Here is a 25,672-nt window from a genome sequence, read left to right as displayed (position 1 = left end):
GACGATGAAAGAGAGACGCCATGGATAGCTACGATGCCTTCGCCGCGTTCCGCATGACCGGGCACCAGGCGATCGTCACCGGCGGCGCGCAGAACATCGGCGCCGGCATTGCCAAGGTGCTGGCGGGCGCTGGCGCCTCGGTGATGATTGCCGATCTCGACGGCGACAGGGCGGTTGCAACGGCGGCGGAGATTGCCGCGCTGACCGGCAATCCCTGTATCGGCATGGCCTGCGACGTCACCAGCAAGGCGGATATCGAGGCCGTGGTCGCCGCCACCGTCGCGGCGTTCGGCGGCATTTCGACCCTGGTCAACAATGTCGGCTGGGGTGCTCGCCATCCGGATCCGACGGCGATCACCGAGGACGAGATGGTCGCGTCCTACAAGCTCAACACGGTCAGCGCCTACCGGATGAGCATGGCCTGTCTGCCGCACCTGCTGGAGGCCGGCAATGCCTCGATCACCAATTCCGGGTCGTTTTCCTCGGCGACGCCCGCCTATGACATCCTCGCCTATGCGACGGCCAAGGCGGCGCTCAACCAGATGATGGTCAGCCTCGCCCACATGCTGGCGCAGAAGGTCAGGGTGAACTCGATCCTGATCGGCACGGTGCTGACGGCGGGCTACGAGGCCGCCGGCATCGACGCGGCGACGCAGGAACGGATGAAGCGGCCCGACAATCTGACCGGCAGGCCGGGGCGGCCGGAAGATGTCGCCAATGCCATGCTGTGGCTTGGCTCGCCGGCCGGCAGCTGGGTCAGCGGCCAGACCCTCAACGTGCATGGTGGCGGCGGGGTCGTCCGTCTGTTCGGCTGACGATCCCCCGGCCTCAGCGTCGGCGCGACGCCGGCCGAAGCGCGATGCGGGCAGTGCTATTGACGATGATCGTGCCGCAGACGGTGAAGGCGGTCAGGCACAGGAAGGCGCCGAACAGGCCGAGCTGGTCGCCGAGGAAGCCGAGCGCCAGCACCGGTAGCGCATTGGCGAGGTAGGCGGTGAAGTAATAGGTCGAGACCCACGTCGCCCGCCGGTCCGGCGGCGCGATGCGGTTGACGATGCCGGCCGAGCCGACGAAGGCGGCGCCATAGCCGATGCCGCTGCCGACCGTGCCGAGCACGAAGAACAGTGGCGCGCTCGCCCAGATCGAGTAGGCGCAGACGAGGATCGCCAGCGCGATCAGCGTCGTTCCCCAGACCATGGCGCGATTGGAATCGACGCGCTGGCTGGCAAGCTGGCTGATGCCGGCGACGAGCTGGAAGAAGGCGACGATGACGCCGGACGCCGCCTGGCTTTCGACCTTCAGCAATTCGTGCACGAAGGTGACGCCGAGCCCGGCAAAGGTCGCGCCCACCGCCCAGGCGATGATCACGGCGCCGGCGGCGACGGCGAAAGCGGTGTAGCGGCCGGCCGGGGCCGGCGATCCGGCGGCGGCAGTCATGACGGGCAGGGCGCGCGGCGCCGGCTGCCAGCCGGCGGTGGCCAGTCCGATCACCGTGATGATCGCCAGCGCCGCGATCAGGAGGAAGGGCAGGTGCAGCGGCCAGGCGTCGAAATAGAGCGCGGCCGAACTGATCACTGGGCCGAAGGCACAGCCGGCGGTGAACACGGCGGTCGCGAGCACGGCGTTGGCGCGGGCATCGGCCTTCGGATCGAGCTCGATCAGGGCGGCGTTGGCGATCCCGGTCAGGCCGCCGGTGCCGGCGCCGGCGAGCAGCCGGCCGATCAGCAGCGTGGCGAGGTTGTCGGCGGAGCCGAAGATCAGCGCGCCGGCGACGACGATGCTGAGCGACAGGATGATCAGCAGCCGGCGATCCGGCAGGCGGTCGGACAGGCGACCGAGCAGGAACAGCGCGATCAGCGTGCCGAAGGCGTAGATCGCGAAGATGAACGCCACCGTGAAGGCGTCGAGCGACCACATCATGCGGTAGCTCGTATAGAGCGGCGAGGCGGCGGTGCTGTTCAGCAGCGCGACCATGATGGCGAGGGCGACGAAGAAGCGCGCCTGGCGATTGGCGGGACGGTCCATCGGGGTGTCCGGAAGCAGGACGCTTCGTTCGGGAATGCGGAAGAGAGGGTTGGCGGCGCGCCGGCAGGCCGGTCAGGCCGGCTCGGGGCGCGCGCGCTGCTTGTAGCGTGTTTCGTGGGCCCGCGCCGCAGACAATTTGGCGACGCCGGCGCTTCAGTCGCCGCCGGGCGCCCGTACGCGTTCGCGATAGAGCAGATAGAGCCCGCTGGCGATGATGATGCTGGCGCCGACCAGGGTGCGCGGCTCCGGCACATCGCCGAAGACGAAATAGCCGAGCAGGATCATCCAGATCAGGCCCGTATACATGAACGGCGCCAGCACCGGCACGGCGGTGTGGTGATGGGCGCGGATCAGGAACCAGTGGCCGACGAAGCCGAGCGCGCCGGTCAGGAACAGGCAGAGCGCGACGAGGATGGTCGGCGGCATGGCTTCGAGCGGCTGGGCGACCGGCGTCAGCAGGATCAGCGGCACCACGGCCGAATAGAGCAGCATGCCGGCGCTCGAATCCGAACGGGTCAGCATGCGGGTCGAGAGAATGTAGCAGGCGTTGCAGCAGGCGGCGATGAGCGACAGGAAGATCGCCGGGTTGAGATTGCCGAAGCCCGGCATAGTGATGATCAGCACGCCGATGAAGCCGACGATGATCGCCGCCCAGCGCCGGGGGCCTGCCCATTCGCCGAGGATCGGCCCGGCGAGGGCCGCCGTGATGAAGGGCGCCGAGAAGCCGATCGACATCGTCTGGTCGAGCTGCAGCTGGTGCACGGCGAGAAAGTTGAAGAAGGTCGAGCCGGTCAGGAACAGCGCGCGCAGGATCTGCAGGACCGGCCGGCGCGTCCGGTAGACGGCCCAGTGGCGCCAGGGCTGGAACAGGGCCACGGCGAGCAGGGCGTGGATGGCGAAGCGCACCCAGACGATCGAGAGAACCGGCACGTACTGGGCTGCAAATTTCGCGCTGGCATCGAGCACGGCGAAGCAGAGCATGGCCAGGCAATACAGCGCGATGCCGCGCAGGCGCTGAGAGGCCTCCGCATCGGCGGTCGGCAACGGGGACATCCGCACTCCGGGAAGTCGGGGAAGGTGCCCAGAGGGCAGGCGCTATCGGGGGATCGAGCCGCGTTCACTCAATCAGATTGCGCCGGCCGGCTCAAGCCGTGGGAACGGGGCTCTCCACCGACGGAGCGTCCACTTCGGCCTCGGGCTCTTCTTCGGCGGGCTCGGAACTGTCGTCGAACGAGGCGGAGAGATTGCGCTCGATCTGCCGCAGCAGCTTCCGGAGCTTCTTGACGTCCTTGTCGTCCAGCCCGGCCAGTGCTTCCTTTTCGAGGCGCTTCCAGCCCTTGTCGATATCGACGAGCGTGCCGTGACCCTGTTCGGTCAGATGGACATGGGCCTGGCGGCCGTCGCCCTTCGAGGCCCTGCGTTCGACATAGCCCTGGGCGGCGAGGCGGCTTACCATCTTGGTGACGGTGGGCGGCTGCACCGAGAGCGCCAGCGCCAGCTGGCTCATCGACAGGCCATCCTGCTCGGCCAGCGCCTTCAGGACGCTTTCCTGGCCGGGATGGAGGCCTATCCGCATCAGATGACCGCCCGAGCGCGCGCGGGCAGCCCGGGCTGACTGGGCGAGGCGGAAGGTGATCGTTTTGCGGTGGTTGAAAGCCATGATGCTCCGCATAGCGGGAAAACATGTCGGGTTGATGACACGGCAAACAATCGTCAGCGCTGGAACCGGAGACCGACGCTGACCGTGGTGGTCGGATAATCGCCGCCCGGCACGGCGCTATCGAAGTATTCCTGCGAGAAACGGCCGACGACCCACGCGGCGCGATTGATCTTCCACGTCACCCCGAAGCCGGCTTCATAGGTGACGTCGGCGACGTTGATGCCTTCATAATACTCCCGGCGCCAGCCGAGGTCGCCCTCGATCGTCAGGTTGCGGCGAAGCGCATGGGCGGCGCGGATGCCGGCATCGTAGACGATCGAGCCGGCCGAATTGGGATCGGTGGTCGGGTTGACGAAAGTGGCGGCGCGCAGCGTGAAATTGGTCAGTGGCGTCGGCGACCAGATCACCGAGGCGTCGATGGTCATGGCATCCAGCGGCTGGAAAGCGGTGTCGTCATAGCGCTCGTGATGCCAGCCGAGCGCCAGCTCGCCCTTCAGCACCGGATCGGCGGAATAGGCGATGCCGCCGCGCAGGGTGACGCCCTGGCTGGCACGGTTGAAGCCGTTGTCGTCGATCTTCTGGCGGAAGCTGCGATCCGACAGCTCGGCCTCGACGAAGGGCGTGAAGGCCGGCGTCACTTCGTAGCCGACGCGGGCGGCGACGCTGGTCAGCGTGTTGTCGCGGTCGCCCTGCGGCACGACGACGTCGCCCGCCATGCCATTTTCGTATTCGGTGGCGACCAGGCCCGAGCGTAGCTGCAGCGCCACGCGTCCGACCGATCCGTCGAGCGTGGCGCCGGCGGCGTAGGTGTTGACCCCCGGCGGCTCGTTGACGCCGGTCGGATAGTCGAGGCTGGAGATCGACTGGGTGTCGTAATTGTAGTTGGCCCTGAGCCGCAGCGCCCAGTCGCGCGGCAGGTCGATGCGGGCGTTGGCCTCGGCGTTGACGGTCGGTTGCGGCGCTACGGAGGTGTCGGTGAAATAGTCATAGGTGCCGTGCAGGGCGAGGCCGAGCTCGTGCCGGCTCCAGTCGGAGCGCACGATCAGGTCGGGCACCACCGTCAGCACGCCGGACGGCCCGCCGGTCGAGGATCCGGCGGCGTTGGACGTATAGCCGCCGCGCAATTCGACCGAGGGCAGCACGATGAAGCTGCCCATCCGGATGCCGAGCGGATCGAAGCTCGAGGCGTCGTTGGCGTCGGTCGTGCGGGCGCGCGGACGGGTCGGCTCCTCGCCTTCCTGGGCGATGGTCGGCAGCAGGCGTTCGCCGCGCTGGGCACGGTTCGGCTCCAGCGTCTCGACCGGGTAGGAGGACGGCTGCGACAGCGTGGCGTTGTAGAGCTCGACCGCCTCCTGGCCGTCGCTGCCGCGCAGCGTGCCGAAATCGGCGTCGTCGGCGAACAGCGCAGAATTCTCCTGCGCGACGGCAACCGTCATCGGAGCGAGCGCTGCGAAAAGCGCCGCCGACAGGAGGAGCCGGACAGGGGATTGCATTGCCGCTTGCCGTGACCTTTGCATGTTGAAGCGCGAGCCCGGCGAGCCGGACCCTATGGTTTCTGAAGCGTAAACGGGCTTGGTTAAGGGAACGTTGTCGCGGCCGGCCGAACGCACGGCATTTTCGAGCGACGACGGTCGAGCGCTCGTGTTAAAAGCCCGCGCAATCAGTGTGGAGTGAACGATGCGGGTTCAGGACGAGCCGGGCGCCGAGAGCGCGAGCCATTCAGTCGAATCGGCGCTCAGGACGCTGTCGAGTGAGCGCGCCGGTCTCGATGCGCTGGCCCTCGCGCTGCAAGGGCCGCTCGCCGCTTCCTTCGCCGAAGTGGTCCGGATGATCCGCGAGCATGGCGGCCGCGTCGTCGTCACGGGTGTCGGCAAGAGCGGCCATGTCGGCGTCAAGATCGCCGCGACGCTCGCCTCCACCGGCACGCCGGCCTTCTTCGTCCATGCCGCCGAGGCGAGCCATGGCGATCTCGGCATGGTCGGCCGCGACGACATCATCCTGGCGCTGTCCTGGTCGGGCGAGACGGCGGAACTGCGCGCCGTGGTCGAATATGCGAGCCGCTTCCGCACGCCGCTGATCGCCGTCACCTCGAACGCCGACAGCGCGCTCGGCCGTCAGGCGACGCATGTGCTGGCGCTGCCGCGCGCCGAGGAAGCCTGCCCGCACGGCCTGGCGCCGACCACCTCGGCGGTGATGCAGCTGGCGCTCGGCGACGCGCTCGCCATCGCGCTGCTGGAGACGCGCGGCTTCACCGCCCAGGATTTCCGCCTGTTCCATCCCGGCGGTAAGCTGGGCGCCAGCCTGCATTTCGTCCGCGACATCATGCACAAGGGCGCCTCGATGCCGGTCGCCCCGTCCGGCTCGCCGATGACCGAGGCGATCGTCACGATGACGGCGAAGGGGCTTGGCTGCCTCGGCGTCATCGATGGCGACGGCGCGCTGATCGGCATGATCACCGACGGCGACCTGCGCCGTCATATCGGGCCGGATCTGTTGTCGCGCAGCGTCGACGAGGTGATGACCCGCGCGCCGAAGACGATTCCGCCCGACATGCTGGTCGGCGCCGCGATCGACCGGCTGAACGGCGCCAAGATCACGGTTCTCTTCGTCGTCGAGGCGGGCAGGCCGGTCGGCGTGCTGCACATGCACGATCTGCTCCGGATCGGCGTCGCCTGAACAGATAGACCCTCACCCAACCCTCTCCCGCGAGCGGGCGAGGCTCCGTCCGCGTGTTGCATTGGCGCGGGCGTTCGCCAGAGCGAGCTCCATCTCTCGCCTGCCGGAGAAGGCTCTTAAGAAGAGCCGGCGACTATACCCAGCCGAGCAACTCGCGCCGGACGAGATGTTCGAGCAGCGCCATGCCTTCGGGGCTGTCGTTCAGGCAGGGAAGGGCTGCGAAATGCTCGCCGCCATGGTGATGGAAGATCTCGGCGTTCTCGCCGGCGATCTCCTCCAGCGTCTCGACGCAATCGGCCGAGAAGCCGGGCGTCACCACGGCGATGCGCTTGACGCCGCTCTTGGCCAGCGCCTCGACCGTCTTGTCGGTATAGGGCTGCAGCCATTCCGCCTTGCCGAAGCGCGACTGGAAGGTGGCGCGCATCTTCTCTTCCGGCCAGCCGAGCTGCTCGCGCAGCAGCCTTGCCGTCTTCAGGCAGTGGCAGTGATAGGGGTCGCCCAGTTCGAGGTTGCGCTTGGGCAGGCCGTGGAAGGAGGCGAGCACGATCTCCGGCTCGAAATCGAGCGCCGCGATCGAGCGCTCGACCGAGGTGGCGAGCGCCGCGATATAGACGGGATCGTCGTGATAAGGCGGCAGCGTGCGCACGGCCGGCTGCCAGCGCATTGTCTTCAGCTTGTCGAAAGCCTTGTCGTTCGCCGTTGCCGTCGTCGTCGCCGAATATTGCGGATAGAGCGGCGCGATCAGGATCCTGTCGCAGCCGGCCCGCTTCAGCCCGTCGATCTTCTCGGCGATCGACGGCGTGCCATAGCGCATCGCCCATTCGACGACGACCTTGCCATTGCCGGAGAAGGCGGCGGAGAGCTTGTCGGATTGCGAGCGCGTGATGGTCCTGAGCGGCGATTCGTTGCGCTCGTTATTCCAGATCGAGGCGTAGTTCTTGCCCGACTTCGACGGCCGCGTGGTCAGGATGACGCCGTTCAGCAGCGGCCACCAGATCAGCTTTGGCACCTCGATGACGCGCGGATCCGAGAGGAATTCCTTCAGATAGCGGCGCATCGACCAGTAGTCGGTGGCGTCGGGCGTGCCGAGATTGATGAGGAGGACACCGACGCGAGCGGGCGCGACCGGCGGGTGGCCGGCGGGCTTGGTCTCGGGAGCGGTAGGGCTGGTGGCGGCGATCTGGCTGGTCATCGTGCCGGAACTTAGCCGCTCCGCGTGCCGCCGCGAAGGGGCTGGGCGCATTTTGGGGCGTTGCGCGTTGTCGCAGCGCCGGCGCCGTTTCGGCGTCGCGCGTTCGATGGTATCCCGGTGCAGCAATTCGCTGGCATCCTCGCCGGACATCCATCAGGGAGATCGCTCGCATGATCGGACGCACGCGCAGTCTTGGACTGGGCCTTCTGGCTCTCGCCGCCCTGGCCGTCGGACCGGCCCTTGCCGAGCCGGTGACCATCACCTTCGTCCAGACCAACGACATCGACCGGATGGAGGAGCTGGACGGGCGAGGCGGATTTGCCAGGCTCGCCGCCGTGATCGCGGCCGAGCGTGCCAAGGGGCCGACGATCTTCGTCCATTCCGGCGACACCATCTCGCCGTCGCTGCTCTCCGGCATCAACAAGGGCGTCCACATCATCGACATCCTGAACCAGATGAAGGTCGATGTGATGACGCCCGGCAATCACGAGTTCGATTTCGGGCCGGAGGTCTTCCACGCCCGCATCGGCGAGGCGACGTTTCCGGTCGTCACCTCGAACATCCGCGAACCCGACGGCAGCCAGCCGAACAACACCGTCGACGAGAAGATCGTCGAGATCGACGGCATCAAGCTGGGCTTTTACGGCCTGACCACCGAGGACACCCGTGTCGTCGCCTCGCCGGGTGACACGGTCTTCAACTCGTCGATCGAGACCGGCAAGGCGAAGGGCGAGGCGCTGCGCGCCGCCGGCGCCGATCTCGTCGTCGCGGTCGTGCACACGCCGCTCTCCGTCGATATTTCGCTGGTGCGCAACCACGCCGCCGACCTGGTGTTCTCCGGCCATGACGAGCATCTGCTGACCTTCTTCGACGGCAAGACGGCGCTGACCGAATCCGGCGCCCAGGCCGAGGACATCGTCGTCACCCGCGTCACGGTCGACAAGCAGGAGAAGGACGGCAAGACGAGCCTCACCTGGAAGCCGCGCTTCGAGATCATCGACAGCGCCACCGTGACGCCGGATCCCGCCATCGCCGCGGTGGTCAAATCCTACCAGGACAAGCTCGACGCCGAGATGAAGGTCGAGATCGGCACGACCGAGACGGCGCTCGACAGCCGGCGCGCCACGGTGCGCGGCGAGGAGGCGGCGATCGGCAATCTGATCGCCGACACGATGCGCGCCGCCGTCGATGCCGAGGTGGCGCTGTTCAATGGCGGCAGTATCCGCGCCGACCGCGAATATCCCGCCGGTACGAAGCTGACCCGCGCCGACATGTTCGCGGAAATGCCGTTCGGCAACAAGACGGTGAAGCTGGTCGTCACCGGCAAGGCGCTGCGCCAGGCGCTTGAAAGCGGCTTCAGCCTGGTCGAGGCGGCGGCCGGCCGTTTCCCGCAGGTCTCCGGCCTCGTCGTCGAGGTCGATCTCGCCAAATTGCCGGGCATGCGGGTGCGCAGCGTCCTGGTCAACGGCGCGCCGCTCGACCCGGAGCGCAAATACACGCTGGCCACCACCGACTATCTGGCGGAGGGCGGCGACGGCTATCGGGTCTTGAAGGATGCTGCGCGGCTGGTCGCTCCCGTCGACGCGCGGCTGGTCGCCAGCGACGTGATCGATCATGTGACAAAGTCGAAGACCATCGCCCCCAAGGTCGAGGGGCGGATCCTCTTCAACTAGCCTAGCACCGGCGCGGGGTGGCGAGCCTCATAGGCCCTTCGACTGCTGCGCGAAGCCGAATGAGTCGAAGGAATGCTCGGCGACGCGGTACCACTGGTACATCTCGTTGCGGAAGGTTTTCCACGGCTCGTAGATGGCCTTGAAGCGCGGGCTCTGCGCCGACAGCTCGGCATAGAGCTCGAACGACGCCTTGTAGGCGGCCTGCAGCAGGTCGTCCGGGAACGGGCGCAATTGCGCCCCCTTGGCGACCAGCCGGCGGATGGCGGCGTTGTTCTCGATGTCGAAGCGCGCCGGGATCGTTACGTTCGCCTGGGCGGCGGCGGCCCGGAGCGCCGTCTGATAGCCCGGCGGAAGGTCCTCGAAGGCCTGTTTGTTGACGAAGAGATGGAGCGACGGCCCGCCGTCCCACCAGCCGGGGTAATAGTAATAGGGCGCGACCTGGTAGAAGCCGAACGCCTCGTCGGCGGCCGGTCCGGCGAATTCGACCGCGTCGATCTTGCCGATTTCGAGCGCCTTCAGCGCCGCTTGGGCGGACAGGCTCTGCGTCTCGACGCCCAGCCTGTCCATCACCGTGGCGCCGAGGCCGGCGATCCGCATCTTCATGCCGGCGATTTCCGTCAGGCTGCGGATCTCCTTGCGGAACCAGCCGCCCATCTGGACGCCGGTATTGCCGGCGAGCAGCGAGACGAGATTGTAGTCGGCATAGAGCGTGTCGAGCAGGTGCTGGCCGCCGCCCTCGGTGATCCAGGCATTCTGCATGCGCGCGTTGAGCCCGAAGGGTAGCGCGGTGCCGAAGGCGAAGGCGGGATCGCGGCGGACATTGTAGTAGGAGCAGGTGTGACAGGCCTCGATGGTGCCGGCCTGCACGGCGTCGAAGGTCCTTTCCGGATTGGCGTCGATATTGTCAGCCGTCAGGATCTCGATCTGGAAGCGGCCATCGGTCAGGCCGGCTACGGTGCGGGCGAGGCCGGTGGCGCCGCGATAGGTGCTGCTCAGCGAGCGCGGAAAATCCGAATGCAGCCGCCATTTGAGCTCCGGCGGAACCTGCGCCAGCGCCGGCGCCGCCAGGGCGGTCGCGCCCAGCGTCGCGCCGACGAGCGCGGACCCGGAACGCAGCCCGGCCGACTTGATGAAATTCCGCCGGTTCAGCTGATCCGAGCGCATGGAAACGGCACCTTCCTGTCCCCCGAATGTCCCGCGCTGACCAAGAGCATGAGAGGGGACGCTGTCAACGCCATTTTCGCGCCGTCCATGGTCTAAGTGACGCAGCGTCGCGCTCGGTTGCAGCCGGGCGCCTCTACGCCTCGCCGAACGAATGGCCGTGACCGGAAGAGCCTGGATCGGTATTCTGCCATCTTCGGATGTGACAGCGGTGTCGCATCTCCACAGCATGCGATCTGGATCATGACCGACCCGAAGTATTTCTCGCCCCTCGTCGCCGTCACGGCCGATGTCCGCGAGGCCGACGGCTATCGCTGGCATGCCGCCTCGGAGACCTATGTGAAGGCCGTGCTGGCCGGCGCCGGCGGCATTCCGGTCATCGTGCCGTCGCTGGGCGAGGCACTCGACATCGAGGCGCTGCTCGACCGGGTCGACGGGGTCCTGGTCACCGGCAGCCGCTCCAACGTCCATCCCGAGCTCTACGGCGCAACCGTGGATGCGCGCACCGAGCCCTATGACCCGGCGCGTGACGCGACCAGCCTGCCGCTGATCCGCGCCGCCATCGCCAGGGGCGTGCCGCTGCTGGCGATCTGCCGCGGCCAGCAGGAACTGAATGTCGCGCTCGGCGGCACGCTGATCTCGGAAGTGCAGGAACTGCCCGGCCGCCACGACCACCGTTCGCCGGTATCCGAGATCCAGGCGGAACGCTTCGCCATCCGTCATCCCGTGACCATCGTGCCGGACGGCTGCTTCGCCCGCATCGTCGAGCGCGACACCATTGAGGTGAACTCGCTGCATCGCCAGGCAATCGGCGAACTGGCGGAAGGGTTGGCGGTCGAGGCGGTGGCGGCCGACGGCACCATCGAGGCGGTCAGCGTTCGCGATGCGCCAGGCTTCGCCGTCGGTGTGCAATGGCATCCCGAATATTGGGTGACGACCGACGCGCCCTCGGCCCGGCTGTTCCGGGCCTTCGGCGAGGCGATGCGCGAGCGCGCCCTGGCGCAGGGCCAGCGCGCCGCGGCCGAATAGCGGCGGATAGTCAGGCTTCTCGCCTCCCCCTCGGGGGAGGGGCGAGGCGGGCTTTTCGCTATCAGGCGGCCGCCATCGCGCCGCCCAGCATCAGCAGTCCGAAGATCAGGATGCCGCTTGCAGCTATGATCTGCAGGCCGTTGACGACCCGGAGCTGGTTGCGGCTCTCGCCGCCGGAAAAGCGCAGGGCGACATCCTTCGCCTTGACGGCGAGGACGGCGAGCGCCGAGACGGTGATGCCGGTGCCGAGCGCCATCGTCAGCACCGACAGGATGCCGGCCCAGTAGAGCTTCTGTGACACCGCGAAGACCAGCACGATGACGGCGCCCGAGCAGGGGCGGACGCCGACGGCGAGGATCGCCGTCCAGGCGCGGGCGAAGGTCAGCGGCTTGTCGAGCGTCGCCGGATCGGGCGCGTGCGAATGGCCGCAATCGCAGACCAGGCCGGTGTGGTCGTGGCCATGATCGTGGTCATGGCCATGGTGGGAATGGCCATGATGGTCGTGACCGGAATGATCATGATGGTCGTGGTGGTCGTGGCCGGCATGGTCGTGGCCGCGGCCTGACAGCTTGCTCCAGAGCAGCCAGGCGCCGCAGAGCGCGATCAGCGCATAGCTGGCGATCTCGAGCGCGTCGGTCGCCCGCGTCATCGTCATGGCGGTGACGTTCAGCACCAGCGTGCCGATCGAGACCACCAGGATCGCGGTGACTGCCTGCGCGAAGGCCGAGGCGAAGGAGATGGCGACGCCACGCTTCAGCCGGTCGCCGGTGGCGAGCAGGTAGGAGGCGATCACCGCCTTGCCGTGGCCGGGGCCGGCGGCGTGGAAGACGCCATAGGCGAAGGAGAGCGAGATCAGCAGCGCCGCGGCGTGGCCGCTCTGGGTCAGATCGGCCAGCGCGCCGGTCAGATCGCGATAGAACACCGATTGCTGGCGGGCGATCCAGACGAAGATCGGCGCGAACGGGCCGGCCCAGGCGGTCGAGCTGGAGCCATCGGGCGTGGCGATGCCGAACGGGCTCGGCGCGGCGAGGGCGAGGACAGGCGTCAGCGCGACCAGCGCCGCGACCCAGAGCGGAGCGAGCCGGCGCATCAGGAGCATTTCACCGCGATCACGCTCGCCAGGCTCGCCGCAAGGTCGGCGAGGTCGTCCGGCAGATTGGGCTGATCAGCGGGAATGGCCGCGAGCAGGGACATCGTCTTCTCGTCCATTTCCTTCGGCGGGGTGTAGTGGGCCTGGCAATTTGCCGGCGCGCCGGTGAGCGTAATCGCCTGGTCGGCGATGAAGTTGAAGGCGACGAAATATTCCGGATCGAACACTTCCAGCGTCGTGTTCGGGCCGACCGATGTCGGCGCCTTCAGCGGCAGGGTGTAGAACAGCGTCAGCCGGCCATCGTGGAAATCCAGCCAGTATTCCTGCGGCGCCTCGACCGGCGCGCGCACGCCGTTCACCTTGAGGCGGGTGAAATAGTGGAAATCCTTCAGCGATTCGACGTTCACCTTGGCGAGCGGCTGCAATTCCTCGTCGGAAAGCTCGCCGTCGCCATTGGCGTCGAGGCCCTGCACGGCGAAGGCCGTGAAGGCGGGGTCGAACTGCCAGATGTGGCGGATCGCCGTCATCTTTCCGGCCGCGTCGAACACGATCTCTTCCTTGGCGTCGACGAAGACATGCGGATGAGCCTCGGCGGCGGTCGCGGCCAGCGCGGCGATGGCGAAAGCGATCAGCGATCGGAGCATGGGCAACGCATCTTTGCGGCGGGAGGACGAGGCGGAAGGGGGCCAGACAAGTGCGGCCAGATCGTGTCGGTCGCGACGGAACCCACCGCTTGCCGGGCGCCACGATGTCGCGGCACGCCGACCGGCGCCGGGCTCAGCAGGTGCCGCCCTCGGGGCCGTGCTTGTCGAACCACTTCACCAGGAAGTCGATGAAGCTGCGCACCTTGCCGGATAGATGGCGACGGTGCGGATAGACGGCGTGGATGGCGACACTCGCCGGCTCGAAATCCGAGAGAACGACGACAAGCGCGCCGGATTCGACTTCGTCGCGTACCACGAGATAGGGCACGACGGCGAAGCCGAGACCGGCCAGCGCGGCCAGTCGCGCTGCGTTCGGGCTGTCGACCTCGACGCGGCCCTTCACCGGCACGGAGACCTTTTCACCATCGACGACAAAGGGCCAGTTGGTGCGGTAGGCGACGTTGGAATCGATGATGCAGGGCTTGCCGGTCAGCTCTTCCGGCCGTTCGGGCACGCCTTGCTGGGCGATCACCTCGGGGCTGGCGCAGATGACGATCCGGAACGAGGCCAGCCGCCGCGCGATCAGGCTCGAATCGGTCAGCGTCGAAATGCGGATCGCCACGTCGAAGCCCTCGTCGACCAGATCGACGAACCGGTCTTCGAGATGCAGCTCCAGAGAGATCTCCGGCTCGCTGACGACGAATTCCATGATGGCGCGGCCGAGTTCGCCGTCGCCGAAGGTGCGCGGCGCGCTGACCTTCAGCCGGCCGCGCGGCGCCGCGTGCGCGTCGCCGACCGAGGATTGCAGGTCCTCGATGCGCTGCAGGATCTCGACGGCGTCGCGGGCATAGCCCTGGCCGACCTCCGTCAGCGACAGGGTGCGCGTCGTGCGGTTCAGCAGGCGGGCGCCGAGCTCGTCCTCCAGCTCGCGCACATATTTCGAGATCAGCGCCTTCGAGCGGCCCATCTTGCGCGCGGCGGCGGAAAAGCCGCCAGCCTCCACGACCTCGACGAAGGTCTTCATCCGGGTGAGCGTATCCATGATCGCCGCCTAGCCGGCCATGATCTTGGCGGCGAGCGCGATCAGCGCCTTGTCGCGGCCGCGTGGTGCGATCAGCGAGACGCCGAGCGGGCAGCCTTCATGTTCGGCCAGCGGCAGGCTGATCTGCGGCAGGCCGGTCAGGCTCGCCGTGCAGAGCATGGAGAGCGCCCGGTTTCGATAGGACTCGAGCTCGTCGCCGCCAAGGCCGATGCGCGGCGCGATGCCGGGCGTCGACGGGATCGCCAGCACGGTGTCGTCGCCGAGCAGGCCGGTGACGCGCTCGCGCACCTGGGCACGGCGCTGGGCGGCGGCGTCATATTCCTCGCGGGTGACGTGGCTCGCCCATTCGAAGCGCTCTCGCACGCCGGGGCCGAAGCTCGGCTGGCGGCTGGAGATCCATTCACCATTCGCTTCCCACGCCTCATAGGCCTGCATGGTGCGGAAGATCATGCGCCAGGCGGCGAGGCCGTCCGGCGAGACGATGACGGCGCCGGCGGGCTGCAGATGGGCGGCGATGCGGGGCGCGGCCGAGCGGACCGCTGCCTCCTCCAGTTCGCCGAGCAGCAGGGCATGGATGTCGTCGCCGACGAGGAAGCGGGTCAGCGGCGGGCCGGCGACGTCCTCGCCGAGCATCACGTCGCCGACGCGGGCAAAGGTGTCGGCGTCGCGGGCGAACCAGCCGACCGTGTCGAAGGTCCGCGCCAGCGGCGCCACCTTCGAGATGTCGATCCGGCCATGCGTCGGGCGCAGTCCGATGAGGCCGTTATACGAAGCCGGGGCGCGCACCGAGCCGCCGGTGTCGCTGCCGAGCGCGAAATCGACCAGGCCGGCGCTGACGGCGACGGCGGAGCCGGACGAGGAGCCGCCCGGGATGCGGCCGGGCGCATTGACGTTGACCGGCGTGCCGTAGTGGAAATTCTCGCCGTTCATCGAATAGGCGAATTCGTCGGTGTGGACCTTGCCGACGAAGCGGGCACCGGCATCGAGCAGTACCTGCACCGACGGGGCGCTCGCCGACTTGATGTCGCTCTCGGCCCGCTTCAGCGGATGACCGACACCGGTCGGATAGCCGGCGACGTCATAGAGATCCTTGATCGCCATGGTGAGCCCGGCAAGGGGCCCCGACGGCGCCGACGGGACTTCGACGGCGGGATAGTCGAGAAACGCGTTGACCGGGTCTTGGGCGAGAAGCATGGGCTTTTATCGATTTCCTGGAGGGACATCGGCTCGGCGCCGGCGCGGCACCGCGTTCGTTCGATTCATAGCGCTATTCGACGGCATTTGCCAAAAAGGGGAGCCGCCGCGCCACCTCAGGCGGCCACCGCGGCGCCGTCCGAGCGCGGGTCGCTGGCGCCGAAAATTCGACCATCCTTGCGGCGGACCAGCGCGCCGGCGTGGCCCATCGTGTCGGAATAGGCCTCGTCGAGCACGGTGACCTCGTGGCCGGCCCGTTCGAGCGCCAGGACAAGGTCCGGATCGAGACGGTTCTCGACCCGGACCTGGGTATGGTCGGAGCCCCAGGTGCGGCCGAGCAGCCAGCGCGGCGCGTCGATCGCCGCGCCGAGATCCATGCCGAACACCGCGTGGCGGGTGAAGATCGCGCCCTGCGTCTGCGGCTGGCCGTCGCCGCCCATGGTGCCGTAGCTCATGATCCGGCCGTCGTCGAAGCGGGCGATCGCCGGGTTCAGCGTGTGGAACGGCCGGCGGCCGGGCTCGAGCGGGTTGAGCGATTTCGGATCGAGCGAGAAGCTGGCGCCACGGTTCTGCCAGGTAATGCCGGTCGCCGGCAGGACGACGCCGGAGCCGAACTCCCAGAAGATCGACTGGATGTAGGAGACCGACAGGCCCGACGCGTCGATGGCGCCGATCCAGACCGTGTCGCCCTTCTTCGCCGGTTGCGGCCAGGGCGCGGCGCGCTTCATGTCGATCCGCGCCACCTCGCGCTCGAGCACGCGCGACGAGAGGTGCATCGAGAGATCGCCGGCGAAGATCGGATCGGTGACGTGCTTGTCGCGCAGCAGGAAGGCGCGCTTGGTCGCCTCGATCAGGCCGTGCACATGCTCGAAGCTCTCGCCGCGCTTGACGCCGAGGCGCTCGAAGATGCCGAGGATCAGGAGCGAGGCGAAACCCTGGGTCGGCGGCGGCGAATTATAGACGGTGGCGCCGTCGAGGCGGACGGAGAGGGGCGGGCGCAGGCGCGCCTCGTGCCGCTCCAGATCGACGCGCGAGACGGCGCTACCGATGCGCTGCAGATCGGCGGCGATCTCGCTGGCGATGTCGCCGCGATAGAAATCCTGGAAGCCGGCGCGGGCGAGGTGGTCGAGCGTGTCGGCGAGGCGCTCCTGCCGCAGCTTCGCCCCCGCTTCCGGCGCCTTGCCGTCGATGAGGAAGACGTCGCTGAAGCCCGGTTGGGCTGCGAGCATCTCGCGATGCTCTGCGGTCAGCCGGGCCTGCGACCGCGTCACGGTGGTGCCGTCGCGGGCATGGGCGATCGCGTTGGCGAGGAGGGTGGGGCGGTCGAGCCGGCCGCCGAGGCTCTGCGACAGTTCGTAGGCGGTGTTCCAGCCGGAGACCGCGCCGGCGACCGTCAGCGCCGCGTCGGGGCCGCGCGTCGGTACCGCGTCATGGCCCTTGTCGCGATAGGCCTTGATGGTGGCGCCCGATCCGGCGGCGCCGCAGGCCTCCAGATAGCGCGGCTCCTTGCCCGGCTCGCGGATCAGCCAGAAGCCGTCGCCGCCGATAGCGTTCATGTGCGGATAGACGACGGCGATGGTGGCGGCGGCGGCGATCGCCGCTTCGATGGCATTGCCGCCGGCCCGGAGGATCTCGGCGCCCGCCTCGGCTGCCGCCCTGTGCGGGGCCACGACCATGCCCTGTTCGCCGACGATGGTTTCGCTCACGCCTGTCTCTCCTGTTGTCCTCCCTGCATAGGCGAAAGAGGAGGGCGCCGGAAGCGCGAATCAGAGGCGCGCAGTGGCGGTTCCCTGCCGGTTGCGAGGGCTGCAACAGGGGCGAAACGCTAAGGAAAATGTGACAGAATTGCCCTATCTGACTATCATGCTGCCCATGCAGGCGGCGTATGCATGATTTTTGTGCCTGTCGGCCAAAATGCGCTTGAATGTGAAGCGTGTTAAGCATACGTACCTCCTCGCCCAATTATCGCACGTGCCTGTGGTTGCGTGCCGACCGGTGGGGCTTCGGACAAGAGGCCGAAGCGACGCCCAAGATCTTCCGTAAGGAGGGTCCCAGGAGTTCGGGAGCGATCCCGAGAAGGTCGGCAGCCGGAAAGCGAAACCGGTGAACTCCGTCTCCGCGGAGGACGCGACTTGAAGCAACGACGTAGCGGGCTTTTTTGGTCTCGAACGGCTCTCCACAGGCCGTTGTCACTGAAGAGGCACTACATCCTTGCCGGGCGTGCGGATCGGGTCTCCCGTTCCAAGCGAAGGCAGCGCTCACGTTGAACGCTCGTCGTTCCTCGCTGCGACTGCTACCCGCGAAAACTGCCGGCTCATCCCGGCAAAAACGGCTCGTTTGTCACCGTTCCGATCGCGTCCATAGCGCTCGGCGCGAGGGCTGCGCTCCGGTTTCGTCATCGCTTTCGCAACGTAATTGGCCATGGCTGGCCGACGGGGAGACCCTCATGACCGCACGCATCCTCGACTTCCTGAACAACCGACGTCCCGACGGGCCGTGCCTTGTCGTCGATCTCGATGTGGTCAGGGACAATTATCTCGCCTTCGCGCATGCGTTGCCGGACACCCGCGTCTTCTATGCGGTGAAGGCCAACCCAGCGCCGGAAGTGCTGGCTCTGCTCGCCTCGCTCGGCTCGAACTTCGACTGCGCCTCGGTCGCCGAGATCGACATGGCGCTGGCCGCCGGCGCGTCGCCCGACCGCATCTCCTTCGGCAACACGATCAAGAAGGAGCGCGACGTCGCTGCTGCCTTCGCGCGTGGCATCGACCTCTATGCGGTCGATTGCGAGGCCGAGGTCGAGAAGGTCGCCCGCGCCGCGCCCGGAACCCGCGTGTTCTGCCGCATCCTGTGCGATGGCGCCGGCGCCGAATGGCCGCTGTCGCGCAAGTTCGGCTGCGAGCCCGAAATGGCTGTCGGCGTGCTCGAGCATGCGCATCGCCTGGGCCTGCGCGCCTATGGCGTGTCGTTCCATGTCGGCTCGCAGCAGGCGAACACCGAGGCTTGGGACGGCGCGCTCGCGTCGGCCGCCGGCATCTTCCACACGCTGGCCGAGCGTGGCATCCAGCTGTCGATGGTCAATCTCGGCGGCGGCTTCCCGACCCGTTATCTCAAGGAGATTCCGGGTGTGGAGAACTATGCCTCGTCGATCGACGCCGCGCTGAAGCGCCATTTCGGCAATCGCATCCCGGAGACGATCATCGAGCCGGGCCGCGGCATGGTCGGCAATGCCGGTATCATCAAGACGGAAGTCGTTCTGATCTCGAAGAAGAACGACACGGATGACATCCGCTGGGTCTATCTCGACATCGGCAAGTTCGGCGGCCTCGCCGAGACGATGGACGAGTCGATCCGCTATCCGATCCGTACCGCGCATGATCACGACGAGAAGACCGCCTGCGTGCTCGCCGGTCCGACCTGCGATTCTGCCGACGTTCTCTACGAGAAGACGCCGTATCACCTGCCGGTGTCGCTCTCGATCGGCGACGAAGTGCTGATCGAAGGAACGGGCGCCTATACGACGACCTATTCGGCGGTCGCTTTCAACGGCTTCAAGCCGCTCGAAGCCTTCGTGATCTGAAAGAAGTCCATCGATGATTCAGATCGACGTGGAGGCGCCGGGTGAAGCCGGCGCCCGGGAAATGCTGCTTGACCGGGCCATGGGCCCGGACCGCCACCAGAAGACCTCCGAGCGTCTGCGCGAAAACCGCCTGCCGGCTTCCGGCCTGGCGCTGGTCGCGCGCGACGGCGACGCCGTCATCGGCACGGTCCGTCTCTGGAACGTCTCGGCCGATGGCCGCGACGCGCTGCTGCTCGGGCCGCTGGCGATCGCGCCGGAGCGTCAGAGCGAAGGCCTCGGCGGCAAGCTGATGCGCGCCGCGCTGAACCGCGCCGCCATGTTCGGCCATGGCGCCGTGATCCTGGTCGGGGATGCGGACTATTATGCGCGTTTTGGTTTCTCGACCGCCGCGACCGGCAGCCTGATGATGCCCGGTCCGGTCGACCGCGAGCGTTTTCTCGCTCTCGAACTCCGGGATGGAGCGCTCGCCGGCGCCGCCGGAATGCTGGTCGCCACGGGCGACTGGTCGGCCCCGCCGCTCGCCGGGCCGGACTTTCCGCTGGTCAGAAGCCCTTCCGGGCTCGACCTCGCCGGCGCAACTCGTTAGGTTCCTGCTTCGAACGGGTCGTGGATGGAAGGGGTGAAGCCCTTCCATCCACGGCTTTTTGTTTGTCACGAAGGAAGGGTACGGTACCCCACTTGTTGATTTCGACTTTCAGGAGTGTTTCGCTATGACGAATTGGCCAGTTTACGGTCGTATCAATGGCCCCGTCGTCATTATTGGCTTCGGTTCTATCGGACGCGGTTTCCTCCCGCTGTTGAAGCGTCATTTCGCTCTCGACCAGCCGCAGATCACCGTCATCGAGCCGAAGGGCGAATTCGCCGAGCTGATGGCGAGCGAAGGTGTCACGCATGTCCAGGCCGCGCTGACGCCGGACAATTACCGCGAGATCCTGACGCCGCTGCTGACTAGCTCCGAAGGCCAGGGCTTCCTCGTCAATCTGTCGGTCGACACTTCTTCAGTCGATATCCTGACGCTGACGCGCGAGCTTGGCTCGCTCTACATCGATACCGTCGTCGAGCCGTGGGCCGGCTTCTATGATGCTGGCGATGTCGACGCGGCCTCGCGCTCGAACTACGCGCTGCGCGAGACGCTGCTGGCGGCCAAGCGCGCCAATCCGGGCGGCCCGACGGCGGTCTCCTGCTCCGGCGCCAATCCCGGCATGGTGTCCTGGTTCGTCAAGCAGGCGCTGCTGAACATCGCCACCGATCTCGGCATCGAGCATGAGGTTCCGAAGACGAAGGCCGAATGGGCGGCGCTGATGAAGGCTGCGGGCGTCAAGGGCGTCCATATCGCCGAGCGCGACACCCAGCGCGCCTTGAGCCCGAAGCCGATGGGCACCTTCATCAACACCTGGTCGGTCGAAGGCTTCATCGCCGAGGCGCTGCAGCCGGCCGAGCTCGGCTGGGGCACGCATGAGCGCTGGATGCCGAGCTTCGGCCGCACCCATGCGAAGGGCAGCGGTGCTGCGATCTACCTGCTGTCGCCGGGCGCCGATACCCGCGTCCGCAGCTGGTGCCCGACGCCGGGCTCGCAGCTCGCCTATCTCGTCACGCATAACGAGGCGATCACCATCGCCGACTACTTCACCGCGCGCGACGGCGATACCGTGACCTACCGCCCGACGGTGCACTACGCCTACCATCCGGCCAATGACGCGCTGCTGTCGCTGCACGAGATGTTCGGCTATGCCGCGCAGCCGCAGTACCAGCCCAAGCACCACATCCTCGCGCCCGACGAAATCCTCGACGGCCGCGACGAGCTCGGCGTGCTGCTCTACGGCCATGCCAAGAACGCCTACTGGTACGGTTCGCGGCTGACGATCGAGGAAGCGCGCAAGCTTGCGCCCTACCAGAACGCCAGCGGCCTGCAGGTCACCTCCGCCGTGATGGCGGGCATGGTCTGGGCGCTGCAGAATCCGGAAGCCGGCATCGTCGAGTCCGACGAGCTGGACTATGACGTCTGCCTGACCGCGCAGCGGCCTTATCTCGGCACCGTCGAAGGCGTCTACACCGACTGGACGCCGCTCACCGATCGTCCCGGCTTCTTCCCGGAAGACATCGACGAGAGCGATCCCTGGCAGTTCCGCAACGTGCTGGTGCACCAGGCGGGCTGACGAGTCTCCCGCCTCGGCGGGAGACAAGCGGCTTGCGGGCCATGCGATATCGAGACCGGGCTTCGGCCCGGTCTTTTTTTTGTGCGCGGGGAGGGGGCAGGCCTCGTCGCCTGCCGCAGGATTGGGCAGCGGGATTGTCTGCCTCGGCATGCGCCAGTGTCATGCCTCGGCCATGATTTGCCTTCGTGCGGGCGGGATTGCCGGCCACGCCGCCGCAATCCGGCCGTATCCCTTAATGTTGCACTGCAATATGACAGCCAAATTAATGCTGCTCTGCGTTACACGCATCGCTGGCATGAGCTTTTATGCACTGCTCAATCCGGCGGCATCCGCCTATATCAGGGTCAACAAGAACGGCGACCAAGAAATCGGGCGCCAGTTCGACAGAAATCAGATCGAATTCGAAGGACATCCGAAAATGGCTATGAACATCATCGCTTCCTACAAGAACTGGCGCAAGTTCCGCGAGACCTACAACGAGCTCTCGCGCCTCTCCAGCCGCGAACTTGCTGACCTCGGCATTCACCGCGGTGAAATCGAGCGGGTCGCCAAGCAGGCCGTCGGTTACTAAGACTTCAAGGAATTCGCAGAGGACATCCCCTCCTCCCTCCAGTTCTCTGCGATCGGCGCCGCGCTGACCTCCTCCCCGGCAACGCGCCACCTTCCAAACGCCCGTCGACCTCCTCCCCGACGGGCGTTTTTCTTTTGACGCCATGCGTCAGACGCCGGCAGACGCGACCGTGTTCAGAGCCTCTCCTTCGGCTCCCGGTCGCGCGCCGGCGTCATTCATTTCAGCCCTGCATTCCTTATCCGAGAACGTCCGCACCAAGCCCGGGTGCGCCTGCCTGTGCGCGTGACGCCGGCGGGGCGGTTCGCCGAGCCAGTCGGTCTCCTGCTATAAGCTCCGGCTCCTTGGTTCGAGCATGAGGCGCTTCCGATGATTTCGGATTATCAGGACGAGCATTTCACCGGCGTCGAAGCGCTCTGGCAGGACGCGTTCCCCAACGATGCTCCGTGGAACAGGGCCTCGGTCGCCATTCCCGAGAAGATGCGCTTTCAGCCGGGCTTGATGCTGGTCGCGCTCGAGGGCTCGCAGGTGGTGGGCTCGGTCATGGCCGGCTATGAAGGCCATCGCGGCTGGATTTCCCGCATTGCCGTCCTGCAAACCCATCGGCACCAGGGCATCGGACAGGCGTTGCTTTCGGAAGTCGAAAGACGTCTGGCGGCGCTTGGCTGCGTCAAGATCAATCTGCAGGTTGTCGAGAGCAGCGCGGCCGTCATCCGGTTCTATGAAGAAGCCGGATACGAGGTCGAGCCGCGGATCAGCATGAGCAAGCGGCTCGCCTAAACCGTTTACGCCTCGTTTCAAAGTCGGTGTCCCGCACGTCTTGAGTGACCATCGCTTCGGCCAGGAGTTCGGGAGCGGTTCCGTCGACGAGAGTTGTCGATCCCCGGCCAGACAGCGTTGTTTAGAATGATTTTGACTTGGTTTCCGTTACGTCGTACCGCGATGCGCGGGGGCGATCGGAGGAGTGAGTCGACCCCGCTTTCCGGGAGGGGACGACATGCCGAAAATCAGTCAGTGGTTCATTGGAAGCGCCGTGATCTATGTCATCGTCGGCATGATCGGCGGCATCATCATGGGGGCCAAGCAGGACTTCAGCCTGGCGCCGGCCCATGCCCATCTCAACCTGATCGGCTGGGTCTCGCTGGCGCTGATGGGCTTCTATTACAATGCCAATCGCGACAAGGCCGAGAGCCGGCTGGCGACGATCCAGTTCTGGGTCTCGACGGTCGGCCTGTGGATCATGATCCCCGGCCTCGTCCTGACGCTGCGCATGGTGCCCGTGGGTGAGCCGATCGTCATTGCCGGCTCGATCATCACGCTGATGGGCATGATCCTGTTCGCGGTATCGATCTTCCGCAGCGCGCCGCGCCGGGTGTGAATGGCTCCCCTTGAGTGAGAGATCCCTGCGCAAAGTCGGCTGGCCTCCGCCGTCATCCCGGCGAAGGCCGGGATCCAGACACACGGGCCCGTCACCAGAAGGCTGGCCATGGTTTGCCTGGTCGGTTCATGGGCCCCGGCCTCCGCCGGGGCGACGCGTTCGGCTCATGCGCCGTGGGCTGCATGACGGCCTTCGATGACCCGCGTTCCCTAGACTCTCCTTCGAGGCCCGGCCTTGCCGGGCATCTCAGGATGATAGTCGAGTTTTAGGGAGAGAATCAGCCGGCGAGATCGATCACGCCGGCTTCGCCGCCCTCGGTGCCGAAGGCGAGGCGGACGCCCTTCGCGTCCCAGGCGAGCGCGCTGACCGCGCCGCCAACGCCCGGCTTGCGCAGGATCGCCTCGTCGCTGTCGGCGAAGCGGACCGCCAGGACCATGCCGTCCTTGTAGCCGATCGCCACGACTTCTTCGGTCGGGTGGCAGGCGACGAAGGTGACGACCTGGTCGCGGGTTCCCAACTGCAACGGCTGCTTGCCCATCGGGCCGTCCTTGAAGTGGAACGGCCAGAGCACGGCCATTTCCGCGCCCGACGTCGCCAGGAAGCGGCCCTTGGCCGACCACGACATCGACTTCACCTTGCCCGGATAGCCCGACATCCGCATGTGGCCGCCGCCATCGGCGATGCGCCAGCCATGCAGCGAATTCTCCTGCATGGTGGTGATGACGTTCTTGCCGTCCGGCGAGAAGGTGACGCCGAGATGCGAGCCCTTCCATTCGAATTCGGTCGGCTTGGCGTCCGTGCCGATCCACCAGAGCGACACGCCATTGTAGCGGGCGACGGCGAGGCGGAGCCCCTTCGGCGCGAAGGCGAGGCCGGCGGCGGTGCGCTCGTGCTCGAGCACGCGCTCCTTGCCGTTGGCGAAGCGCACGAAGACCTGCCGGCCACTGGCATAGGCGATGACGCCGTCCGGGCCGCAGGCGACCTGGTCGACCCACTTCTTCGGCTGGCTGGCGATCTCGGCGATCCCGCCGCTGGCGTCGATGGCGCAGACGCGACCGTCATCGCCGGTCGTGATCAGGCGGGCGCCGTCCAGCGTGCGCGCGGCGGCGAGCAGGCCGCCGGAATGGACGGCATGCTTCTCGGCCGACGGACCGTCGACCAGCGTGACATGGCCGTCGCCGAGCGCGAAGGCCGGCTCGCTGCCGAGGAAATGCGCCGCGACGACATAGGCGTCGAGAGGAAAGGACTGGATGGTGGGCAAGAGACTTTTCCGGTCGATGTCGTGCAGGTCGATCGATCGCCCCGGTCACGTGGGCCGGGGCGAGGGAGAGGCGAGAGGCGCGGCCGTCAGGCCGCCGGCATCAGGCAGGCTTCGAAGCTCTTGCGCAGGGCTTCCTCGTTCAGCTTGCGGCCGATGAAGACGAGGCGGCTCTCGCGCTTCTCGCCTTCCGCCCACGGACGCTGATGCGTGCCTTCGATGATCATGTGCACGCCCTGCAGCACGTAGCGGTCGGGATCGCGATCCATCGCCAGGATGCCCTTCAGGCGCAGGATGTTCGGACCCTCGACCTGGGTGATTTCCTGGATCCAGGGGAAGAACTTGTTGGGATCGAGCGAGCCGCCCCGCAGCGAGACCGAGAACACCGACTCGTCATGGCGCGGATGATGATGGTGGTGGTCGTCGTGGTCATGATCATGCCCGTGATGGTCATGGCCGTGATCATGGTGGTGATGGTCGTGACCGCAGGTCTCGTCATGGACGTGATCGTGGTCGTGATCCTCGCCCTCGAGGAATTCCGGATCGAGCGTCAGGATGCGGTCGAGGTCGAAGGCGCCGCGATCGAGCACCTTGGAGAGGTCGATGGCGCAGCGCTCGGTCCGGTGGATCGTCGCATGCGGATTGATGTCGCGGATGCGGCGCTCGACGGCGGCCAGTTGCTCGGCCGAAACGAGGTCGGTCTTGTTCAGCAGGATGACGTCGGCAAACGCGATCTGCTCCTCGGCTTCCGGAGCATCGTCGAGCCGGGTCAGCAGGTTCATGGCGTCGGCGACGGTGACGACGGCGTCGAGGCGCGACTTGGCGCGCACGTCGTCATCCATGAAGAAGGTCTGGGCGACGGGGGCCGGATTGGCGAGGCCGGTCGTCTCGACCAGGATGCCGTCGAAGCCGCCGGGGCGCTTCATCAGGCCTTCGACGACGCGGATCAGGTCGCCGCGCACCGTGCAGCAGACGCAGCCATTGTTCATCTCGTAGATCTCTTCGTCGCTTTCGACGATGAGGTCGTTGTCGATGCCGATCTCGCCGAACTCGTTGACGACGACGGCGTATTTCTTGCCGTGGTTTTCCGAGAGGATGCGGTTCAGCAGCGTCGTCTTGCCGGCGCCGAGATAGCCGGTGAGCACGGTGACCGGGATCTGGGTTTCCGTCATGAAGGATCTCCGGCGCGGAGCATCAGCCCGCGCAAAAGGGGGAATGGGTTGCCGCCTGATATAAGGGATGTCGGCGCCGATTGCGATGGGGAAGGAATGAACCGGGCGAAGGAAGGCCCTCACCCCAGCCCTCTCTCGCGTGGAGGGAGCCAGGCTTTCACCTCCCCCTGAGGGGGA

General features: G+C 66.9%; 23 protein-coding genes. 10 read left to right on the top strand and 13 right to left on the bottom strand.

The features are described from left to right. Positions 1 to 20: 20 nt before the first annotated feature. The gene (locus tag G342_RS0102145; protein WP_018181458.1) at positions 21 to 815 is read left to right on the top strand and encodes an SDR family oxidoreductase; all 795 of its coding nucleotides are present in this window, start codon (positions 21 to 23) and stop codon (positions 813 to 815) included. A gap of 13 nt (positions 816 to 828) precedes the next feature. Here the strand turns inward: G342_RS0102145 and G342_RS22960 are convergent, their stop codons facing one another. The 4 genes from G342_RS22960 to G342_RS0102125 form a co-directional block, all read right to left on the bottom strand. After that, complete coding sequence (locus tag G342_RS22960) at positions 829 to 2,025, bottom strand: MFS transporter (RefSeq protein WP_018181457.1); 1,197 nt, start codon at positions 2,023 to 2,025, stop codon at positions 829 to 831. 153 nt (positions 2,026 to 2,178) lie between these two features. Further along, positions 2,179 to 3,078: a DMT family transporter gene (locus G342_RS0102135; protein WP_051094047.1), complete on the bottom strand. Its 900-nt coding sequence runs from the start codon at positions 3,076 to 3,078 to the stop codon at positions 2,179 to 2,181. 91 nt (positions 3,079 to 3,169) lie between these two features. Continuing rightward, positions 3,170 to 3,685: a MarR family winged helix-turn-helix transcriptional regulator gene (locus G342_RS0102130; RefSeq protein WP_018181455.1), complete on the bottom strand. Its 516-nt coding sequence runs from the start codon at positions 3,683 to 3,685 to the stop codon at positions 3,170 to 3,172. A 53-nt stretch (positions 3,686 to 3,738) separates the two neighbouring features. After that, positions 3,739 to 5,178 (bottom strand): outer membrane beta-barrel protein, encoded by a 1,440-nt coding sequence (locus tag G342_RS0102125; RefSeq protein WP_018181454.1) that lies wholly within the window; start codon positions 5,176 to 5,178, stop codon positions 3,739 to 3,741. Between the two features lie 184 nt (positions 5,179 to 5,362). On the opposite strand from G342_RS0102125, the gene G342_RS0102120 reads away from it, so the two are divergent. Then, a complete protein-coding gene (locus G342_RS0102120; protein WP_018181453.1) occupies positions 5,363 to 6,361 on the top strand; it encodes a KpsF/GutQ family sugar-phosphate isomerase in 999 nt (332 codons plus the stop codon). Between the two features lie 133 nt (positions 6,362 to 6,494). Here G342_RS0102120 and hemH read toward each other — a convergent pair whose 3' ends face one another. Beyond that, complete coding sequence (gene hemH / locus G342_RS0102115; RefSeq protein WP_018181452.1) at positions 6,495 to 7,553, bottom strand: ferrochelatase; 1,059 nt, start codon at positions 7,551 to 7,553, stop codon at positions 6,495 to 6,497. A 170-nt stretch (positions 7,554 to 7,723) separates the two neighbouring features. Between hemH and G342_RS0102110 the strand changes: the two genes are divergently transcribed. Further along, entirely contained in the window at positions 7,724 to 9,226 is a 1,503-nt protein-coding gene (locus G342_RS0102110; RefSeq protein WP_018181451.1) for a bifunctional metallophosphatase/5'-nucleotidase, read from the top strand. Positions 9,227 to 9,253: 27 nt separating this feature from the next. On the opposite strand, the gene G342_RS0102105 is transcribed toward G342_RS0102110, so the two are convergent. After that, on the bottom strand, positions 9,254 to 10,390 hold the full coding sequence (locus tag G342_RS0102105) for a TRAP transporter substrate-binding protein (protein WP_018181450.1): 1,137 nt from the start codon (positions 10,388 to 10,390) through the stop codon (positions 9,254 to 9,256). Between the two features lie 240 nt (positions 10,391 to 10,630). Here G342_RS0102105 and G342_RS0102100 point away from each other — a divergent pair, with 240 nt between their 5' ends. Further along, the gene (locus G342_RS0102100; RefSeq protein WP_018181449.1) at positions 10,631 to 11,416 is read left to right on the top strand and encodes a gamma-glutamyl-gamma-aminobutyrate hydrolase family protein; all 786 of its coding nucleotides are present in this window, start codon (positions 10,631 to 10,633) and stop codon (positions 11,414 to 11,416) included. A gap of 61 nt (positions 11,417 to 11,477) precedes the next feature. Here G342_RS0102100 and G342_RS0102095 read toward each other — a convergent pair whose 3' ends face one another. From G342_RS0102095 to G342_RS0102075, 5 genes are all read right to left on the bottom strand, one after another. Continuing rightward, positions 11,478 to 12,506 carry a nickel/cobalt transporter gene (locus tag G342_RS0102095; protein ID WP_342665145.1) on the bottom strand — a complete coding sequence of 343 codons (1,029 nt, stop codon included), beginning with the start codon at positions 12,504 to 12,506 and terminating at the stop codon, positions 11,478 to 11,480. Then, positions 12,506 to 13,150 (bottom strand): DUF1007 family protein, encoded by a 645-nt coding sequence (locus tag G342_RS22955; protein WP_018181447.1) that lies wholly within the window; start codon positions 13,148 to 13,150, stop codon positions 12,506 to 12,508. Before G342_RS22955 ends, G342_RS0102095 begins: the two co-directional genes overlap by 1 nt. A 133-nt stretch (positions 13,151 to 13,283) precedes the next feature. Next, a complete protein-coding gene (locus G342_RS0102085) occupies positions 13,284 to 14,192 on the bottom strand; it encodes a LysR family transcriptional regulator (protein ID WP_026304033.1) in 909 nt (302 codons plus the stop codon). 9 nt (positions 14,193 to 14,201) lie between these two features. Beyond that, on the bottom strand, positions 14,202 to 15,386 hold the full coding sequence (locus tag G342_RS0102080) for an amidase (RefSeq protein ID WP_018181445.1): 1,185 nt from the start codon (positions 15,384 to 15,386) through the stop codon (positions 14,202 to 14,204). Between the two features lie 116 nt (positions 15,387 to 15,502). Further along, positions 15,503 to 17,092, bottom strand: coding sequence for a gamma-glutamyltransferase family protein (locus tag G342_RS0102075; protein WP_018181444.1), 1,590 nt, complete (start codon positions 17,090 to 17,092; stop codon positions 15,503 to 15,505). Between the two features lie 740 nt (positions 17,093 to 17,832). Here G342_RS0102075 and G342_RS0102070 point away from each other — a divergent pair. The 6 genes from G342_RS0102070 (at position 17,833) to G342_RS0102045 (ending at position 23,065) form a co-directional block, all read left to right on the top strand. After that, the gene (locus tag G342_RS0102070; RefSeq protein WP_018181443.1) at positions 17,833 to 18,963 is read left to right on the top strand and encodes a type III PLP-dependent enzyme; all 1,131 of its coding nucleotides are present in this window, start codon (positions 17,833 to 17,835) and stop codon (positions 18,961 to 18,963) included. A gap of 13 nt (positions 18,964 to 18,976) precedes the next feature. Next, positions 18,977 to 19,549, top strand: a complete 573-nt coding sequence (locus G342_RS0102065) for a GNAT family N-acetyltransferase (RefSeq protein WP_018181442.1) — start codon at positions 18,977 to 18,979, stop codon at positions 19,547 to 19,549. Between the two features lie 124 nt (positions 19,550 to 19,673). After that, a complete protein-coding gene (locus tag G342_RS0102060; protein WP_018181441.1) occupies positions 19,674 to 21,119 on the top strand; it encodes a homospermidine synthase in 1,446 nt (481 codons plus the stop codon). A gap of 148 nt (positions 21,120 to 21,267) precedes the next feature. Continuing rightward, the gene (locus tag G342_RS26615; RefSeq protein WP_425402193.1) at positions 21,268 to 21,690 is read left to right on the top strand and encodes a DUF1127 domain-containing protein; all 423 of its coding nucleotides are present in this window, start codon (positions 21,268 to 21,270) and stop codon (positions 21,688 to 21,690) included. 366 nt (positions 21,691 to 22,056) lie between these two features. Continuing rightward, positions 22,057 to 22,467, top strand: a complete 411-nt coding sequence (locus tag G342_RS0102050) for a GNAT family acetyltransferase (RefSeq protein WP_018181439.1) — start codon at positions 22,057 to 22,059, stop codon at positions 22,465 to 22,467. A gap of 217 nt (positions 22,468 to 22,684) precedes the next feature. After that, entirely contained in the window at positions 22,685 to 23,065 is a 381-nt protein-coding gene (locus G342_RS0102045; protein ID WP_018181438.1) for a heme-copper oxidase family protein, read from the top strand. A 277-nt stretch (positions 23,066 to 23,342) separates the two neighbouring features. On the opposite strand, the gene G342_RS0102040 is transcribed toward G342_RS0102045, so the two are convergent. Together G342_RS0102040 and G342_RS0102035 are read right to left on the bottom strand one after the other, a co-directional pair. Next, positions 23,343 to 24,326 carry a WD40 repeat domain-containing protein gene (locus G342_RS0102040; RefSeq protein WP_018181437.1) on the bottom strand — a complete coding sequence of 328 codons (984 nt, stop codon included), beginning with the start codon at positions 24,324 to 24,326 and terminating at the stop codon, positions 23,343 to 23,345. A gap of 86 nt (positions 24,327 to 24,412) precedes the next feature. Beyond that, positions 24,413 to 25,495, bottom strand: coding sequence for a CobW family GTP-binding protein (locus G342_RS0102035; protein WP_018181436.1), 1,083 nt, complete (start codon positions 25,493 to 25,495; stop codon positions 24,413 to 24,415). Between the last annotated feature and the right edge of the window lie 177 nt (positions 25,496 to 25,672).

Source organism: Kaistia granuli DSM 23481, assembly GCF_000380505.1.
GTDB classification, from domain to species: Bacteria; Pseudomonadota; Alphaproteobacteria; order Rhizobiales; family Kaistiaceae; genus Kaistia; species Kaistia granuli.
Note: the sequence above shows the minus strand (reverse complement) of the source record. Positions and strands in the feature narration are given on the sequence as shown.